This is a genomic window from Umezawaea sp. Da 62-37 (genome assembly GCF_032460545.1).
Classification (GTDB): domain Bacteria; phylum Actinomycetota; class Actinomycetes; order Mycobacteriales; family Pseudonocardiaceae; genus Umezawaea.
The window spans coordinates 11,655,708-11,672,072 of the sequence record NZ_CP135965.1 but is presented as its reverse complement, the minus strand read 5'-3'; the positions used below and the strand labels follow the sequence as shown (position 1 = coordinate 11,672,072).

The following is a 16,365-nucleotide window of genomic DNA, read 5'->3' as shown; positions in this document are numbered from 1 at the left end:
GTTAGCAGGCGTGGCGGTCGCACTCGTAGCTTTGACGGCCTCGCATGGTTCCGTCGCTGGCGATGGTGAGGTGGTCGCCGTGGTGTGCGGCGTCGGCAATGGCCTGCGTCAGGCGTTCGGCGAGGCCGGTGTCAGTGGGGACTCCGAGGACACGCCAGGCGACTTCGTTGCAGACGTAGCAGCCGATGTGGTCGAGTGACAGCAGTTCGCCGACCATTTCGATCATGTGTCGGGTGAACGGAGTGTCCGGGTGCACCAGCAGGCGCGGGGTGCCGTCAGGGTTGTAGTGGATCTCCCACGGGTATCCCAGGTCAGGTACGAACCGCACGATCGGCTCTCTGGCCACGATCTTCCTCCCCGGACGCGCTCCGGATCGCGGAGCGCGCCGATAGCACCGTCGTGCCGCGCCCTCCCCGGTGCGGCTTCCAACGGTCGGACCTGTTGGCCCTGTGACCAAACGACGTTACTCACATAACCCGCATAACGGCGGTGTGCACCGGTCGATAGTCGTGCGTCCCATGAGATTTGGCACACACCAATAGTGTGCGGGGTGGCCGGGTCAGTCGGTGCCCGCGCCGGGCGGCGTTGTCGCGTCCTGTTGCCGTCTGACGGTTTCCACCAGGGCGAGGGCCATCGGGCGGTGTGCGTCGTCGAGGCGGCGGAACAGCGCCAGGAGTTCGATCTCCTCGCCGGACATGGGAGCGGGACCGTCGTCGAGGGCGAGGCGGGAGTCCGCAGCGAACGCGCGGCTGACCTCGGTGATCGATGTTTCCAGTGCGTGCGCGAAGCGCTCCATCACCCGCACGCGGGGGATCTCGCCGCGTTGGGGTGTCTTGAGGTAGTGGCCGAGGTTGCCTTCCTTGAGCCCGGCGCGGCGTTCGATGTCGCGGATGGTCATACCTGGGCATTTGTCCGCCATCAGCGCGTCGAGCGCCGAGCGCCGTTTGGACTGAGGGACGTCCGGGGTTGCTCCGGTCATGTGTGTGCCCTTTCCGGTCGGCGCCTGCCCCTGTCGGCGTCGATCCCCACTCGCGTTGTCGGTCGGCTCTCGACCGATGTCATCGTCCCCGTCTGGTCCGAACGGGCTACACAGAAGTATGCAGTCGGCTACGGGTACTTCTTCCCGACCCCTACGGGTACATACGTAGATTTACCCAGTGCTGAGTATGTATCGGCCATTCGGGCTACGCAATATTTCCCCCTCGCAGCGGGTCTTGCCGTAAGAATCTTGACGTTAACGCCGACCTGTGATCAAGTGGGAGTTACGCACCGTCACAACGATATTCATCCGAACGGGTGGGTTCCGGGTGCATCAAGGGGGGCTCATGCGCAGGGGTGGGAACGCGCGCCGTGATGCCGCGGCGGACGCGCTGCTCGCGGCGTGGCTGGCGTATTTAGCCGACGCCGGATACCCGTGGTACGCGGGGCGTCCGGCACTGCTCACGCCATCGACCGCACCACAGCAACGTCATAGGCCGCAGGGGGCGGCCACCACATGACCGATCACAGCACCGACGACACCGCCGCACCATCCGATCCCACCGACGAGGACACCAGCGGGACGACCCTCGCCCTGGACGACCACGACCACATGGTCATCCTCCTGCGAGACGTCCAAGCCCGCCTCGACCTGTACGGCAAGATGCGCAAGGACGTCCAGAACTACCTCAAGGACGTGCTCGGTGACGCCGAGGTGGGCACCCTCGCAGGCCGACCGGCGGTGACCTGGAAATCCACCCTGCGCATCGCGGTGTCACAGAAGCTGCTCAAGCAGCGCTACCCCGCCATCGCGCGGGAGTGCGAAGACATCACCTCCGTCCACACGTTCAAGCTGCTCGACTCGTGAACGCGACACGCGTGAGGTCCGGCCGGTCTCGGGTAACTTGCGGTCCACCCGCACGGGGCAACGCGGTGCCGGAGTTGGCGTCGGAGGTCGCCGCCCGTCTGGTCGGCCTGCCGCTGGACTATGGGGTCACCGTCGACCACATCGCCGCCCTGCTGGCCGCCGACCCGCGCAACACCACGCACATGGCCGCCGTGGTGCGGGTGATCGTCCACGACGCGCTGGCCGACCCGTTCCGGGAGACCCACGCCAACCGGTGGCGGCCTGCCCTGCCCGCGTGGCTGCGTCCGCCGATGGTCGGCGCGACCGTCCGACGGCTGCTCGCTTCCGGGGTGCTGGTCGGGACCGGCCGGTACGTGCGCAGCACCGATGCCAAGGGCGGCAACGGAAACAAGCTCATCCCCGTGTACACGCTGAACCTCGCCGCGCCGTCGTTACGCGACCGCCGCGCCGGGCCCATCGGATAGCCCAGGGCTCACCCGCCCTCGTCGCCGTCTGTTTCCGTCTTCACGCATCCCACAAGGAGCGTCACTTCGCCATGCGTACCGACCTGTCCGTTCCCGTCTCGACCGTGCTGCCCGCCGACACGTTCCGCTTCGGCACCCTGCCCGTCCGCACCGTGCTGCGCGAGGGTGACCCGTGGTTCGTCGCCAACGACGTCTGCGCCGCGCTCGGCTACCGCAAGGCATCTGACGCGCTGCGCCACGTCGATCCCGACGATGTCGAGGTGATCACGAGCGATCGTGTTTCCCCTGGTCAGCCCGAGAGTGCGCTTTTCGCGACCTCGGAGGGCAACCTGCGGCAGACGGTGTCGTTGGTCAACGAGTCCGGTCTGTACTCGTTGATCCTGCGCAGTTCCCGTCCGGAGGCCCTGGCGTTCAAGCGGTGGGTCACCCGCGAGGTGCTGCCCTCGATCCGCCGGACCGGGGGCTACAGCCTGGCCGTCCCGACGACGCTGTCCGGTGCGCTGGAGTTGGCCGCCGCCCAGCAGCGCGAACTGGAGGCCCAGCGCGATCAACTGGCCGTTGTCGGGCCGAAGGTGGCCGCGCACGACGCGTTCATGGACGCCCGCGGGGCCCTGTCGATGGGCGCGGTGGCGAACTCGTTGCGGATCGGTCGCAACACGTTGTTCGCGTTGCTGCGCGGGCACGGGGTCCTCCAGGACGACAACCGGCCTTACCAGCGCTACGCCCATCACTTCGTGGTGACGGTGCACGGCACCCCGGCCGCTTACCCGATTCGGGTGGTGCACACCACGCTGGTCCGCCCCACTGGGGTCGAGTTGATCCGCCGTGTCCTCCAGCAGGTCGACGCGGACGCCCCGGCACCGCTCGTCCAGTGATCCCGGCCGCCGTGCACGGCGATGCCGAGTCGGCTCGGCGTTGCCTGCGCGGCGAGCTGCTGGCCGAGGAACTGACCACCGGAGCGCGTGAGCTGGTCGTGGCGTGGCTGCACGCCCAGGGCCGCACCGACGCGCAGGTTGCCGCGCGCACCGCCATGAGCACCTACACCGCTGCCCGTATCCGGGCGCGGCTTCGACTGCCCGCACACCACGTTTTCATTGGGGGGACCATCCGTGGCGCGTGACCATGCCCGCATCGACATCATCATCTGGGATGACCCGGACTGGCTCGACCTGTCCTGTGAAGCCCAGCGGCTCTACGTGCTCTTGTTGTCGCAAAAGGACTTGTCCTACTGCGGTCTGCTGCCGATGAGGCTGCGGCGCTGGGCGTCGAAGTGCCGCAACACCAGCGTGGACAACATCACCGCCGCGTTGGCCGAGCTGCACAACACCCGGTTCGTGCTGGCCGACCACGACACCGAAGAGGTGCTCGTCCGGTCGCTGGTGCGCAATGACGGCATCTGGAAGCAGCCCAACACCCTTGCCGGGGCGCTGCGGCTGGCGTTCGACATCTCCAGCCCGATCCTGCGCGCCGCCCTCGCCGAGGAGCTGCGCCGCCTGCCCGCCCGCTGCGGGGCCGCTCCGCAGATGGCCGCCGTCGCGCTCGTCGCCGGTGCCCACGAGATCCCCCCGGCGGTCCAGGCAGCGTGCGGGACCGGACGCCGTCGAGGTGCGCCCGCGTCTGCCCCGGTCGAGCCGACCGCCCCCGCCGTGGCCGAGACGACCGGCCTGTCCGAGCCGGAACAGGTCGTCCCGACTGCTGTGGTCGAGGCCTCTGGGAAGGGATCGGGGAACCCTTCGCCGATCCCTTCGGAGATCCCTTCCGCGTTGGGTCAGGGGGAAGGGGGTAGGGGGAACGGTTTGGTTGTCCCTGTCTCGTTGAGTGAAACTCAAGTTCAGGGCGTCGCGCCCGCACGCGAGGGTGTGCGCACACGCGAGGACGCCACACGGCTGGTCGCCGAACACGTGCCGACCCTGCCGCGCTCGGTCGTCGTCCGCTTGGTCGGTGAAGCGTCGCGGCTGTTGGCCGAGGGCATCACGGCCGAGCACGTGACCGCCGGTCTGCGGACCTGGGCGGGCAAGCGGCTCGGGGTGGGGTTGCTCCCGGAGCTGGTCGCCGAAGCGATGCGGGCACCGGTGATCGCGCAGGCCGCGGGGCGTTCCCGCAGCGACGACGCGGTGGCCGCGGCGATGGAGCTGGTGCGGCGGATGGCGATCGAGGACGGCGAGATCGGCGAGCACGACCCAGCCCCGCAGCACCTGGCCGCCGTGCTCGGCCTCGCCCCAACCCGCGGGGACCTCCTCGCGGTCGGCTCGGGCTCGTTCGGCGCGGTGCCCGCGTTGGCGGGGGTGGCCTGATGAGCGCGCTGACGGCCCGGTTCGACCAGCCGATGATGAGCCGCGCCGAGGTCGCTTCGGTGTTGGCGATGGTCGCGCACTTCCGGGGCCAGGCCCCCGGCGAGGCCGACGTCCGCGCGTGGCGTTCGGCGTTGGCCGGGTACAGCGTGGGCGAGTGCCACGCCGCCGTGCTCGCGGCGGGCAAGGTCACCGACCGGATCACCCCGGCCGAGATCATCGAGCGCATCAAGGCCGCACGCCGGTTGACCGTGGCGCGCACGCCGCGCCGCCGCACCACCGACAACGACCGGGCCCTGTTCGCCGCTGCCGGGCGGCGGGGTATCGCGGCCGTTTACGCCGCCGCCGGGTGGAAGCGCGCCGACTCCTCCCGCGCAACGGAGGCCTTGGGCCACGTCTGTCCGGCGTGCGGGGCACTGCCCGGCATCACGTGCCGACGCACCGCCCGACTTCGCAACGGCGGCAGGGAAACCCGCGAGCTGCACAGCCGCGTGCACCCGAGCCGACTCGCCGCCGTGACCACCACACCAGGAGCCACCACATGACCGCCGCCCACCACGACCACGACGCCGACAGCATCGCGCACTGGGGCATTCCCAGGGTCGTCCACGACGAGGACAACCCTGACCTCGACCAGGTTCCGCCCGCCCCGACACGCGATCAGGCCGCCGCTGCTCGTCTGTCGTGGGAGGTCGCCGTCGACCAACTTGTCCAGCCCGGCCTCTACGTCGTGCACCGCCAAGACGACGGGCACGAGGTGGCCGAGGTGCTGCCGCTGCTCGCCCAGGTCCAGGAGGCCGTGACACCGGGCAGCAAACGCGAAGGGACGACCGGCAAGCTCGGCAGCCGTCCGCCGGCCAGCCTCGGCGCGCTGGAGCTGCTGGCTGAGATCCGCCACGAGGTCCGCCGGGCCTGTGTCGGCCACCGGCACCCCTACCACAACCCCGGCAGTCTTCGTGAACTCGTGCAGGTCTGGGGGGAGCACGCCGAGGACTGGCAGCACGCCGCCGCCGACTACGTGCTGTGGGCCGCCGAGCGCGCGGCCGAGTGGGTGCGTACCGCGCGGCTGCTGTTGGACCCGGTGCCCCGCTACCCGTTGCGGGGACGGGCGTGCCCGGTGTGTGGGGTTGCCACGGTGCAGGTGTGGTCAGACGACGAAGCGGACTTCGTGCGACGCCCTGCGTTGAGCATCGACCCCGAGCAGGTGGAGGCGGTGTGCGCCGCATGCGGGCAGCGTTGGCCGTTGGACGTCTGGGCGCAGCTCGCCCAGACCCTGGACGACCAACTCCGCCACGAGACGACGTGACCGGCATCACGTGCGAATGAGGCCGATTCGAGTTGACCTTCAGTCGCTTCAGCGAGCATGATGACAGGACTGGGTATACGTGTGCCCAAAAACGTTCGCCGAAGCCCCGTCTCGCATCCTCCTTGCGCGGCGGGGCTTTCGGCATCTCCAAGCGTGTCGACAGCGCCCACCTTGGACCGGGCGTCGAGCCCTCGCGGTCACCATCCCCCCTCGGCCGCGAGGGCTCCGCCCTCACATCAGAAGGCGGCTCGGTCTCGCCGGGCCGACGCTCGGCCAGCGCGGCGCGCGCGACGAGCTGCCTCACCGGGATGGTGCCGAACCCGAACCACGGCACGGCGTAGGAGACCAACCCGAGCCAGCCGCCGCGCGCACTGCGCACCCAGGCGTGCAGCTCGCCGGTCACGGTGTCCGACAGCGGCAATCCCCGGTTGCGCACTCGTGCCGAGGGCGGCTTGTCCGGCGGGGTCTCGTCCTGGTGAGCCTTGCCCAGGTCCACCCACACCAACCGGGCGGGGTCGAAGGTGCGCACCAACTCGGGGTGTTCCTGGGCTGCCTGGTCGAACATGGGTTCGATACTGCATCCGGGTGACCGGTGAGGACAACCCGTCCGGTGCCGGTAAGGCCAGTTCAGCCGGTGCCAACCCGCTACCCGAGCACCCCGGCAGAGCCGCTGTCCGATCCTGTGAGGCACTGTCCGGGACCGGACATGCAAGAGGGGGACCGGTGTTCACCGGTCCCCCTCAGTTCACGTGTTCAGTTCGCTGCGATCAGAATCCCGCAAACGGGCCGTGGTGGTGCTCCAGGTGGCCGGTGTCCGGCAGGTCCTCGGGGCCGTCCGCGTCCCCGTTTCGCCACCAGAACACCACTTCCTCGGTGACCGCCCGGTCGCGCTCGTTCTCGTTGTCGAACGCGTGCACGTCCACGTCACCCTCCACATAGGTCACGTAGGCCCAGACTCCCGCCTTCGGTGCCGTGAACAGCGCGACCGCAGTGAGTGGCCACCTGCCGAGGTCCCAGCCGTACCGACCCCACAGGCCCGGCACGATCCAGCCGCGCTCCTGCATCTCCCCGCGCCACTCGTGGCCGTCGTCGAAGTCCTCGTACTGCACCGGCAACGACGGCAGGTCCACCGCATCCACGTCGAGCTTCGCCATGATCAGACCTCCCAACCGAACAAGGTTGCGGCCACGTGTCGGACCGCGTCGTCGTGCCGCCCGTTGCGTACCTGGGACAGGGTGACGGCCGTCCACTCGTTGCCCTCGAAACCGAAGTACGCGGCCCCGATCGGGTCGGCCGCGTCGAGACCGGCCGTGGTGATCGCCCGGTCCGCCTCGGCGTCGGGCGAGAGGTCGCGCAAGGCCTTGATCACGTCGCGGCGCAGGTGCGACCGCCACGCTTCCTCGGCCCTGTCGTCGATGTAGCGGCTGTGCCGTTCCTCGTCGAGCAGCGGGTAGTCCAGCAGTCGGCCCACCATCTCGACCAACCGGCACAGCGCGCTGTGCTCGGCGTCGTCGCCGGGCAACGGCCGGCACACCGGCAGAGCCAGGCCGTGCGCCCCGTCGCGTTCGTTGTGCAGGTGGACGAACACCTGTGCGCCGAACTCTTCGATGAGGTGCTGCTGGTTGACCACCTCGATCTCGCTGCCCGAGGTGTCGGAGTAGCGCACGGGCAGTTCCACCAGGTCCGCACTCCACGTCATCGTGCACAGGTCGTCGTAGTCGACCGTGTCGGCGTGGTCGATGGTGATGTGTTCACCGACCCCGGCGTGCAAGCGCAGGGAACGGCAGCCGTGCATCTTGAGGAGCAGGAACTCCCCGTGCAACTCCTGCCCGTCGCGGGCGGGGGTAGCAGGTTCGGTCATCGTCGTGCCTTTCTCGAAGTGCCGTCCCCGGCGTTGCCACACCGGGGACGGCGGTGGATGAGTCAGCCGTCCAGCCCGTGCACGAACAGCCACATGGGCGCGTACTCGGGCAGGTCCCGCAGCGGTGACACGAAGTCCCGCCACCGGGACAGGGCGCGCTGCCCGGTGCCGGTGAGCACCGGGCAGCCGGTCGCCAGGTCGGTGCCGACGTGGCCGTGCTCTCGGGCGCGGTCGAGCACTTCGGGAGTGGTGACGCGGTGGATCGCCTCGCTCCACCCGTAGCCCACCGACAGTGCGTGCAACGTGCGTACCTCGGCGGCCTGCTCGGCCAGCACGGTGCGCAGCGCGGTCGCCTGCGCGCTCGGCCGGGTGGCGAGTTTGGTCACCGCGCGGCCGAACTCCCCTCGGGCGATCTCCAGTGCGCCGTGGGTGAGGAACACCGCGTGTTCGTCGGGGTTGCTAGTCTGCGTTTCGTCGGAATTCATGTTTGTCCTTTCTCGGGTTCCGACAGCGCGCCCCTGGGATGGTGTTGCCACACCGTTTGACCGGGGGCGTCGCTGTATCCGGGTTGATCAGTCGCAGGCCACGGGCAGGTACGGCCGGAAGCGCCGTCCCAGCCAACCCAGCCAGCGCCGGTAGACGCGCACGTGCCCGGAGCGTCCGTCTCGGGCGCGTTCCTCGGCCTCGGTGCACAGGTAGACCGCGCCACCGCCGAACCGCTCGTCCTGCGGACGCTCGCGGTTGGCCCAGTTGTACTGGGCCACCAAGTGCCCCAGGTCGGCGCGCAGTTGTCCGCTCCACTGCGGGTCGCGCAAGAGGCTGTCGGTCATGCCGTAGACCTCGAAGTCGATGCACTCGCGGCCGAGTCGGCTGCGGTAGACCCACGCGGCGATCCCGAACGGCCGGTCCGGGTCGAGCGGGGCGTGGGTCATGCCGTACTTGTGCTCCACGTCCAGCACGATCCGTCGCGCCAAGGCCTTCGTGCCCAGTTCCGCGGTGCGCGCCCACCGTGCGCCGTACACACGTCGGCCCCGGACGATTTCCGTCCGGGGTTCACGGTCGTCGATTTCCACTGCCATTGTCCACTCCGTTTCTCGCTTCTCGTCCGGGGTGTTGCCACACCTCCGGACCGAGCAATTCCGGACAATGTCATTTTTCTCATGTCCGAACAATGAATTCCACAAAGATCACCCGAATGGAGCAGGAATCTTCTCTTGTGATTCTGCGAATAACTAGCGAATGCGTTTTCTTTTCCGGTGGCCACGTCGGTGGTTCGACGTGCAGCCGCGCAACCTCGGCCATCATCGCTGGTGGGAGGCTTTGATTCGACAGTGTTCCCGGTGATGGGACATGATGTCAGGCGTTCCCTCGGGTTTAGGTGACACTGGTCCGACGAGAACGGCGAGGGGTCGCGGACACTGTTCGCGGCCCCTTTTCCATTACCGCGACACTACGTCGAAGATCATCCGGATATGCGTTAGACCGTTCGTAGTCACTTTGTCCGGAGATTTCCCGAAAGGCTTGAAAGGTGTTGTGTGGCCGGTAATGTCTTGGGTGTCACCTAAACCCCACTGCCAAGCACCCGAGAAAAGTGCTGGCCGTTTCTAGGGAAATCCCATGACTGAACCGAAGACCCCTGCCCCTGCCCAGGTTGCCCAGCAGGCACCGGCCAAGGTGGAAGCCAAGACCGCACCCGTCAAGGCCGTACCGGCCAAGGTGGAGGGCAAGGCACCGGCCAAGGGCACCGGGGGCAAGGCACCGGCCAAGGCCGTAGCCGCCCCGGCAGAGGGCAAGCCTGCCAAGGCACCGGCCAAGGTGGAGGAGCCGGTGCAGGTCCGGCCGGACAAGGACGTGTGGGCGCGGCTCGCGACGGCGAACAACAGCAGCCGGACCGTGAACGAGCTGCTGAAAAAGGCAGGGGTGTCCGGGTGGAGTGTCACCCGTCAGCCGATGGCCGCTCTGGTCCCGTCCGGGAAGTGCACCGACTGTGACCAGGTGTCAGGCCGTAAGCACACCTCCGGGTGCCTCATGCTGGCCGAGTACCCCAGTGACAAGGGGTTGGTGGAGTCCGACCACACCACCGTGCCGGTGCTGGCACCGGGTGTGTGGTCCCTGGTCATGGTGGACAAGGCCGAGGAATTCGGGTTCCGCCACATCGGGCACACCACCCGTGAGGCCAACCCGGTGCCCATTGAGGTCCGGAGCAGCATCCTGACCGACATCCTGAAGACCACCGGTGCCAAGACCGGTCCCGCCGGTCCGCTGTGGGACTCCACCGGTGCCTTTGCCACCGTCCGGGTGCCGGACATGGTGCCGGTGGGCAAGGTGGACACCGTGGAGATGAGGGCCGTTCTGGTCAACTCCCTGGTGCCTGGCCGTGGTTCCGTGGTCCGGGTGATGCCGGTGCACACAGGTACCCACACCGTGCTCCCGGTGACCCTGCCGGACCTGTCCGACCGGGTGGAGTTGACCCCGGACGACAACTCCGACACCCGGCTCTCCGAGGCCAGTGAAGCCCTGGACCTGTTCACCCGGTTCGCGCAGGGGTTCGGCGAGATCGCGACCAAGCTGCTCCGCAAGAAAATGACCGTCAAGGAGTTCGAGACGTTCGCCGACACGGTGTTGAAGGACAAGCCGCAACCCAGTGCCGGCAAAGCCCCGTGGGACCTCTACAGCCTCCGCACCGGGGCAGCAGGTGCCCTGTTCCGGGGTGAGGTGGACCTCACCGAAAAGATCAAGGGCACCCGGTGGGCTGCTCTGCTGGCCGTCCTGTGCTGGGCCCAGACCGTGAAGCCCGTCAAGCCCGGTACCGAGGATGCCCGGAGGGCCCGTGACATGGCCGTCCTGTTCCCTGCCAGGGAGAGCAGCAACACCGCACAAGCCGCACTGACCCTGCTGTCCGAAGGGCTCTAGCCAACTCCTCTAACCGACTGCCCCCGGCACCGTGTGCCGGGGGCAGTCCTGTGCTCGGGGGTGGACACGTCCCGTGCCTGCCCGTGCCCCCCGCCCGTGCACCCGTCCCGGTTGCCCGAACAGCACCGGCACCGGTGGTGCGTGCCCCTCGTGCCGCAGTCGTTCCCGCCGTGCCCACGGCACGAGCGCGCAACGCGGCTACACCGGCAAGCACCGATCCCGCTTCCGTCCGGCAGTCCTCGCCCGTGACCGAGTGTGCCGATGTGACCTCAATGGGTGTCCACAGCATGTGGACAGCCCGTGTGGACAACCACCCACGGTGGCCGATCACTGGCCGCTGACCCGCCGTGAGCTGGTAGCCGCTGGGCTTGACCCCGATGACCCGAGTAGAGGCCGGGGGCTGTGTGGTCCCTGCCATGCCCGTGCCACAGCACTGGACCCCCGGACCCGAGGTGGGTGGAACAGCCCGTGAGATCAGCTCTCAGCCCCGACCAGGCGACCCCCTGGACCGGGCACGCCCGACCCCAGGGGGTGACCCTTGGCCGGTCCGCAAGGGCACAAGCCACTGAGGCCCGATCCTGTCTTGCCAGGTTTCCGGCAACGCCGATCCCACGTCCGCCGACCCGTCCCCGAGGGCAGCGAAGCCGGGCGGGAGTTGGCCGCGCTACTCGACCGCCTGGACCTGGCCGCCGACCAGGTCCACGCCTGGGTGAACGAGCACGAATCCCTTGTGCGCCAGGCATACGAGCTGGGCGCGACGCAACACGAAATCGCGCCGCGCGCGCAGGTCGCGCAGTCCACGGTGAGCCGGATGCTCGCCCGCGACACCACCGTCTGAACCACCCCGCCCGGTGATGCGCCATGCATCACCGATGCGCCACGCATCACGACCACCGGAGGTGCGCCGTACCGATCACCGTCGACGGGATCACCCCGTCCGAACAGATCCGCGCCGAACTCGCCGCCGAGGGAAAACCGGTTTTGCTCGGCTTCAGCCGAGGCAAGGACTCCCTTGCCGCGTGGCTGGCGATGCGGGAAGCCGGGATCACGGTCGTCCCGTACCACCTGTACCTGGTGCCGGGCCTGCGGTTCGTGGAGGACTCGTTGAAGTTCTACGAGGACTTCTTCGGGGTGCCGATCCTGAACCTGCCGCACCCGACGCTGTACCGGTGGCTCAACAGCCTGCTGTTCCAGCCACCGGAACGCGCCGCCGTCATCGAGGCCGCCCAGCTCCCCGAGCCCACGTATGAGGAGCTGGCCGAGCTGATCCGCACGGATCTCGACCTGCCCGCGGCCTGGAACGCCGACGGCGTGCGCGCCGCGGACTCACCGAACCGGCGGATGGCGATGGTCACCCACGGGCCGCGCCGCGAGCACCTGCGCAAGGTCAGCATCGTGTGGGACTGGCGCATCGCCGACGTCCGCGCCGCCCTCGCCCGCCACGACTGCCCACTACCGCCGGAGTACGAGTGGTTCGGCCGCTCGTTCGACGGCATGGACTTCCGGTTCCTCGACCCGATCCGGCGCCACGCCCCCGACGACTACGCCCGAATCCTGGAGTGGTTCCCGCTCGCCGACCTGGAGGTGTTCCGCCGTGACCTCGCCCGCTGACCCCAACGCCGACCTACTGGCCCAGCTCCAGGCCACCGCCGCCATCGGCGGGCCGACCTCGCAGGCCGACCTGTTGGCGCAGCTCAACGCCGAACAGGAACCCGATCCGCTGGAGGGCGTCGAGTACAGCGGGGACCTGGCCGCCGACTCCACCGCCGAACTCGACGCGCTGGCCATCGGCTTCCGCGAACGCACCAAGCGCGAGGACGAACGGTTCCGGCTGGCCACGGACTCGGAGTTCTGGTTCGTCCTGTGCTTCAAGTCCCGCGCCGAGAAGGACGCGTTCCTGCACGCCGCGCGGCTGTTCCACGTCGGGGACAAGTACCTCGACGGCCGCGCCGCCGCCCTGGCGCTGGGTGTCGATCTGCCGGACATCGAGAACGGGAAGGAGTGATCATCTTGCGTAATCGTCTCGGCCGTCTGCTCGCAGGCGCACGCCGCGTTCTCACCCGCCGCGCGTCCAGCTCGTCGCGCGCCCGCAGCTCGGGTAGCTGACCGGACAGACAGACAGACAGACGGTTGACCCGAGGTACGACCATCGGAGGACGATAGGCACACTGGATCGAGTTGAATACGCAGGTCAGACGCTTTACCGGATTCTCCGGGCATACTCGATCGTGGGCCAACCGGCTACATCCGGCTACATCCGTCTACATTCGGTGCGGTACGGTGAGAACCTGCACATGATGTACATATGTTGCAGGTTCGCGTCGCAAGTGAAGGCGAGAACAGATTGGCCGAGACACCTCACGGGTGCCCCGGCCAACCCACTACAGGTCAAGACCCGTGTACAGCCGCCAAGCTAGATTCACGGCCTGGACCCCTAGGGCAGTGATGCCGAACCAGCAGGGGGTTTCCCTCCGACTGGTTCGGTGTCGCAGCTCTGACCTCGGCTTATGCTTGGGCTTCGACCTGCGGCATTCGCTGCACTTCTTGTTCTTGGCGTTGCCCAAATGCCCCTCCTACTGGCCGACCTGAACAAAGTTCGGGTCGAGTCGGCCATCTTGACCCGATCGAATTCAAGATGACGGAGACTCTGGGCAATACCCGGCCCGACGGTCGGATACCGCCGGACGGAACGTAACTGTACTCAGCCACCCGCCTTCCCCTTTCGGGTGACTCGCAGACAGCAGGAACATCCCGATATGGCCAGCAGTAATTACGATCCGTGCCAATACCAGATATATGGCCTTATGGTAATTCACTCGATCGAGGACATCTTTGTTGCTCACCGTGGCTGCGCCAAGGCGCGGTAAGCGACGCCTCGGGGGTGGTGCTCGTGGGCAAGCGTGGCCCGGCGGCCAAGCCCACCGCCCTCCGCGTTCTGCACGGTGATCGCACCGACCGGATCAACGACCGGGAGCCACTACCGCCCATCGGGCAGATCGCCTGCCCGGACTGGGCATCGGAGAGCGCGCGGGAAATCTGGACGCGACTCGCGCCCGACTTGGAGCAGCGCAAAGTGCTGACCACGTGGGACGTGGATGCCTTCCTGATCCTGTGCGAGGCGTTGGCCCGCTACCGCAATGCCACCGCCCTGGTCAACGGCTCCGCGCTGCTGGTTCAGGGCGGGTCCGGCTTGATGAAGAATCCCGCGCTCCAGGTGCAGTCCGAGGCCGAGCGCACGTTCTTGACCTACGCCGCCCGCTTCGGGTTGACCCCGTCGGATCGTCAGTCCATCAAGGTCGAGGTGGGCGGTGGCGACCACACCCAGGGCGCAGGCCGCCTCCTCAGCTAAACCCCGCGCGAACCCGAAGCGCACCACGACCAGTTCGCGCACCGGCACCGCTACGCCCCGGAAAACCACGAAACCCAACCGCGGGGCGCGGTTGCCGGTGTGCGGGCGCACCTTCGACGGCCACACCTGCCGCAAGCGCGGCGAACACCTCTGCAAGCCTCGGGCCGATCACGCCCAGGCGTTCGCCGAGGAGATCTGTGTCCACACCAAGGACAGGTGGGCTCGCCAGCCGTTCATCCTCGCCCCGTGGCAGCGCGATGACATCGTTCGTCCGCTGTTCGGTGAGGTCCGGTGGGATGACGAAGCCGAGTGCTACGTGCGCCGGTTCCGTATCGGCTGGATCGAACTTGCCCGGAAGAACGGCAAGTCGGAGCTGTTGGCGTTCGTCGCGCTGTACATGCTCGTCGGCGATGGTGTGGAGTCCGCCGAGGTCTACGGCTGTGCCCGCGACACCGACCAGGCCAAGCTCGTGTTCAACGTCGCCGCCCGCATGGTCGCCCTGTCCCCGACGCTCTCGAAGCGGCTGCGGGTCATCGAGCACTCCGCGCGCATCGTGGACGAGAAGACCAACAGCGTCTACGTCGTGGTGCCCTCCGACGCGTTGGGCAACCTCGGCTCCAACCCGTCGTGCGTCATCTTCGACGAGGTCCTGACTCAACCGGACGGCCGGTTCTGGACCGCGATGCGCACCGGCATGGGCACCCGGCTGGAGCCGCTGCTGCTCGCGGCGACCACCGCGGGCGACGACCCCAGCTCGTTCGCGAAGACCGAGCACGACGAGTGCGTGAAGATCGCAGACGACCCGGCACGTGCGCCGCACCGGTTCGTGTACCTGCGCAACCTGCCCGAGGACGCCGACCCGTGGGACGAGAGAAACTGGTTTCACTCCAACCCCGCGCTCGGCGACTTCCTGTCGCTGTCCGCGCTGCGCGAGGAAGCCCTGGAAGCCCGCAACGACCCCGCGCGGGAGAACTCGTTTCGGCAGTACCGGCTCAACCAGTGGGTGGCGCAGACCACGCGGTGGATGCCGATGCACCTCTACACCGCGTGCACCGGCACCGAAACCGACCACCCGGCGCGGCTGCGCGAGGCGCTGGCCCGTCGACCCGCGTGGGGTGGGCTCGACCTTGCGTCCAAACTGGACCTGACCGCGTGGTGCTTGGTCGTGCCAGAGGGCATCGACGGACACCCGTCGGTGCTGTGGCGGTTCTGGCTCCCGGAGACCGGCGTGAGCTTCCTGGACGACTTCACCGAGGGCCGCGTGTCCCGCTGGGTCGACCAAGGGTGGATCACCGTCACCGATGGGGAGGTCATCGACTACGACGTGATCGAGGACGACGTCACCGCCGACACCGGCCTGTTGCGCGTCGCGGACATCTCCTACGACGAGTGGTCGGGCGAACCAGTGCGGCAACGCCTGGAGCGTCGGACCGGCGTGCCGATGTACCCGGTGCCGCAGACCTACAAGGGCATGACCCACGGCATGACCGAACTGATGACCCTGACCCGGTCACGCTTGTGGTCACACCACGGCAACCCCGTCGCGGCATTCTGCTTCGACTCCGTGGAAGTCCGCCACCCACCCGGCGAACCCGACCTCATCCGGCCGGACAAACCCGAACGCGGCAAGACCGGCAAAAGGATCGACGCCGTTCCCACAGCAGCAATGGCCGTAGGTGGTTGGCGGCTGCGTGGCGCAAAGGTCAAGAAGCCGTCGCAGATGGTGGTCCTGGGTTGAGCTGCGGTGCTGCACCTGGCTCGGGCATCTCGACGTCAAGTTCGATGCGGACGGACTGAAGCAGTTGCCTCCTGCTGCTATTCCAGGCGAACACCCGATTCGTTCTGTCCATCATTCCCATCGGTCCCTCGAACTCCAAGCGATGGAAGTCGGCATCTTTGAGCAGTTGCAAGCAAGCCGCGCCAAGCTCGGGGCTACCGATGACTTGGATGATCTTCAGTGCAGCCAACGCTCGATTGACGTGTTCCTCGAACTTGATCTCCTCGAACTTGATCGGGCGGTTTGTCACGATCGTCAGGCCACTGCGGGCCACCACTTGGCCCTCCAGTTCCTCCATCGCTGCGAGGAACTCGCTGTAGGCCTCCAGTCGCCGTTCGCGCCAGCTAAGGCGGAGCTGATGACGTCGTTCTTCGTTTCGTTCCTCGCGCTCTCGTTGCCACCGAATATCTTCACGTTGCTGAACACGGCGTGCTGCGATCATCTGCGCTCCTAAGGCACCAACGATGGTGCCGACTACCGCTAGGACGCCGAGCGCGACGGTTAACCACGCTGGAAGCCCGTCCGCTGCTGCACTTGACATGTTCCAACTCTAGTTGC

The 16,365-nt window shown here is 67.8% G+C and carries 20 protein-coding genes; 13 read left to right on the top strand and 7 right to left on the bottom strand.

The genetic code is table 11. The annotated features are described in order from the left end of the window. Position 1: 1 nt before the first annotated feature. Together RM788_RS52220 and RM788_RS52215 are read right to left on the bottom strand one after the other, a co-directional pair. Positions 2-346: a hypothetical protein gene (locus RM788_RS52220; protein WP_315929277.1), complete on the bottom strand. Its 345-nt coding sequence runs from the start codon at positions 344-346 to the stop codon at positions 2-4. 213 nt (positions 347-559) lie between these two features. Beyond that, complete coding sequence (locus tag RM788_RS52215) at positions 560-979, bottom strand: helix-turn-helix domain-containing protein (RefSeq protein ID WP_315929276.1); 420 nt, start codon at positions 977-979, stop codon at positions 560-562. Positions 980-1,495: 516 nt separating this feature from the next. Here RM788_RS52215 and RM788_RS52210 point away from each other — a divergent pair. The 7 genes from RM788_RS52210 (at position 1,496) to RM788_RS52180 (ending at position 5,907) form a co-directional block, all read left to right on the top strand. Further along, positions 1,496-1,846: a hypothetical protein gene (locus RM788_RS52210; RefSeq protein WP_315929275.1), complete on the top strand. Its 351-nt coding sequence runs from the start codon at positions 1,496-1,498 to the stop codon at positions 1,844-1,846. Between the two features lie 65 nt (positions 1,847-1,911). Continuing rightward, positions 1,912-2,310, top strand: coding sequence for a hypothetical protein (locus tag RM788_RS52205; RefSeq protein ID WP_315929274.1), 399 nt, complete (start codon positions 1,912-1,914; stop codon positions 2,308-2,310). A 71-nt stretch (positions 2,311-2,381) separates the two neighbouring features. Then, positions 2,382-3,185, top strand: a complete 804-nt coding sequence (locus tag RM788_RS52200) for a BRO family protein (RefSeq protein WP_315929273.1) — start codon at positions 2,382-2,384, stop codon at positions 3,183-3,185. Beyond that, a complete protein-coding gene (locus RM788_RS52195) occupies positions 3,182-3,430 on the top strand; it encodes a hypothetical protein (RefSeq protein ID WP_315929272.1) in 249 nt (82 codons plus the stop codon). The genes RM788_RS52200 and RM788_RS52195 overlap by 4 nt, the downstream gene beginning before the upstream one ends. Further along, the gene (locus RM788_RS52190) at positions 3,420-4,604 is read left to right on the top strand and encodes a serine/threonine-protein kinase (protein WP_315929271.1); all 1,185 of its coding nucleotides are present in this window, start codon (positions 3,420-3,422) and stop codon (positions 4,602-4,604) included. Before RM788_RS52195 ends, RM788_RS52190 begins: the two co-directional genes overlap by 11 nt. Continuing rightward, entirely contained in the window at positions 4,604-5,146 is a 543-nt protein-coding gene (locus tag RM788_RS52185; RefSeq protein WP_315929270.1) for a zinc finger domain-containing protein, read from the top strand. The genes RM788_RS52190 and RM788_RS52185 overlap by 1 nt, the downstream gene beginning before the upstream one ends. Continuing rightward, positions 5,143-5,907: a DUF7341 domain-containing protein gene (locus RM788_RS52180; protein ID WP_315929269.1), complete on the top strand. Its 765-nt coding sequence runs from the start codon at positions 5,143-5,145 to the stop codon at positions 5,905-5,907. Before RM788_RS52185 ends, RM788_RS52180 begins: the two co-directional genes overlap by 4 nt. Before the next feature lie 767 nt (positions 5,908-6,674). On the opposite strand, the gene RM788_RS52175 is transcribed toward RM788_RS52180, so the two are convergent. The 4 genes from RM788_RS52175 to RM788_RS52160 form a co-directional block, all read right to left on the bottom strand. Next, positions 6,675-7,061, bottom strand: a complete 387-nt coding sequence (locus tag RM788_RS52175; protein ID WP_315929268.1) for a hypothetical protein — start codon at positions 7,059-7,061, stop codon at positions 6,675-6,677. A 2-nt stretch (positions 7,062-7,063) separates the two neighbouring features. Then, a complete protein-coding gene (locus tag RM788_RS52170; protein ID WP_315929267.1) occupies positions 7,064-7,768 on the bottom strand; it encodes a hypothetical protein in 705 nt (234 codons plus the stop codon). Positions 7,769-7,830: 62 nt separating this feature from the next. Next, on the bottom strand, positions 7,831-8,253 hold the full coding sequence (locus RM788_RS52165; RefSeq protein ID WP_315929266.1) for a hypothetical protein: 423 nt from the start codon (positions 8,251-8,253) through the stop codon (positions 7,831-7,833). A gap of 87 nt (positions 8,254-8,340) precedes the next feature. Beyond that, the gene (locus RM788_RS52160; protein ID WP_315929265.1) at positions 8,341-8,790 is read right to left on the bottom strand and encodes a hypothetical protein; all 450 of its coding nucleotides are present in this window, start codon (positions 8,788-8,790) and stop codon (positions 8,341-8,343) included. Between the two features lie 595 nt (positions 8,791-9,385). On the opposite strand from RM788_RS52160, the gene RM788_RS52155 reads away from it, so the two are divergent. From RM788_RS52155 to RM788_RS52130, 6 genes are all read left to right on the top strand, one after another. Beyond that, positions 9,386-10,681: a DUF932 domain-containing protein gene (locus RM788_RS52155; protein WP_315929264.1), complete on the top strand. Its 1,296-nt coding sequence runs from the start codon at positions 9,386-9,388 to the stop codon at positions 10,679-10,681. A 583-nt stretch (positions 10,682-11,264) separates the two neighbouring features. Beyond that, the gene (locus tag RM788_RS52150; protein WP_315929263.1) at positions 11,265-11,519 is read left to right on the top strand and encodes a hypothetical protein; all 255 of its coding nucleotides are present in this window, start codon (positions 11,265-11,267) and stop codon (positions 11,517-11,519) included. A 23-nt stretch (positions 11,520-11,542) separates the two neighbouring features. After that, positions 11,543-12,292, top strand: a complete 750-nt coding sequence (locus RM788_RS52145) for an adenine nucleotide alpha hydrolase family protein (RefSeq protein ID WP_315929262.1) — start codon at positions 11,543-11,545, stop codon at positions 12,290-12,292. After that, positions 12,276-12,686, top strand: a complete 411-nt coding sequence (locus tag RM788_RS52140; RefSeq protein WP_315929261.1) for a hypothetical protein — start codon at positions 12,276-12,278, stop codon at positions 12,684-12,686. Before RM788_RS52145 ends, RM788_RS52140 begins: the two co-directional genes overlap by 17 nt. 885 nt (positions 12,687-13,571) lie before the next feature. Then, positions 13,572-14,030: a phage terminase small subunit P27 family gene (locus tag RM788_RS52135; protein ID WP_315929260.1), complete on the top strand. Its 459-nt coding sequence runs from the start codon at positions 13,572-13,574 to the stop codon at positions 14,028-14,030. Beyond that, complete coding sequence (locus tag RM788_RS52130) at positions 13,990-15,768, top strand: terminase large subunit (RefSeq protein ID WP_315929259.1); 1,779 nt, start codon at positions 13,990-13,992, stop codon at positions 15,766-15,768. Before RM788_RS52135 ends, RM788_RS52130 begins: the two co-directional genes overlap by 41 nt. Here the strand turns inward: RM788_RS52130 and RM788_RS52125 are convergent. Continuing rightward, entirely contained in the window at positions 15,734-16,348 is a 615-nt protein-coding gene (locus tag RM788_RS52125) for a hypothetical protein (protein WP_315929258.1), read from the bottom strand. The genes RM788_RS52130 and RM788_RS52125 overlap by 35 nt on opposite strands. Positions 16,349-16,365 lie beyond the last annotated feature (17 nt).

Bases quoted from the DNA above. Each gene is read 5' to 3' on its own strand.
- RM788_RS52145 (WP_315929262.1), top strand. From the start codon at position 11,543: ATGCATCACCGATGCGCCACGCATCACGACCACCGGAGGTGCGCCGTA.
- RM788_RS52170 (WP_315929267.1), bottom strand. From the start codon at position 7,768: ATGACCGAACCTGCTACCCCCGCCCGCGACGGGCAGGAGTTGCACGGG.
- RM788_RS52185 (WP_315929270.1), top strand. From the start codon at position 4,604: ATGAGCGCGCTGACGGCCCGGTTCGACCAGCCGATGATGAGCCGCGCC.
- RM788_RS52180 (WP_315929269.1), top strand. From the start codon at position 5,143: ATGACCGCCGCCCACCACGACCACGACGCCGACAGCATCGCGCACTGG.
- RM788_RS52155 (WP_315929264.1), top strand. From the start codon at position 9,386: ATGACTGAACCGAAGACCCCTGCCCCTGCCCAGGTTGCCCAGCAGGCA.
- RM788_RS52215 (WP_315929276.1), bottom strand. From the start codon at position 979: ATGACCGGAGCAACCCCGGACGTCCCTCAGTCCAAACGGCGCTCGGCG.
- RM788_RS52125 (WP_315929258.1), bottom strand. From the start codon at position 16,348: ATGTCAAGTGCAGCAGCGGACGGGCTTCCAGCGTGGTTAACCGTCGCG.
- RM788_RS52175 (WP_315929268.1), bottom strand. From the start codon at position 7,061: ATGGCGAAGCTCGACGTGGATGCGGTGGACCTGCCGTCGTTGCCGGTG.
- RM788_RS52165 (WP_315929266.1), bottom strand. From the start codon at position 8,253: ATGAATTCCGACGAAACGCAGACTAGCAACCCCGACGAACACGCGGTG.
- RM788_RS52210 (WP_315929275.1), top strand. From the start codon at position 1,496: ATGACCGATCACAGCACCGACGACACCGCCGCACCATCCGATCCCACC.
- RM788_RS52200 (WP_315929273.1), top strand. From the start codon at position 2,382: ATGCGTACCGACCTGTCCGTTCCCGTCTCGACCGTGCTGCCCGCCGAC.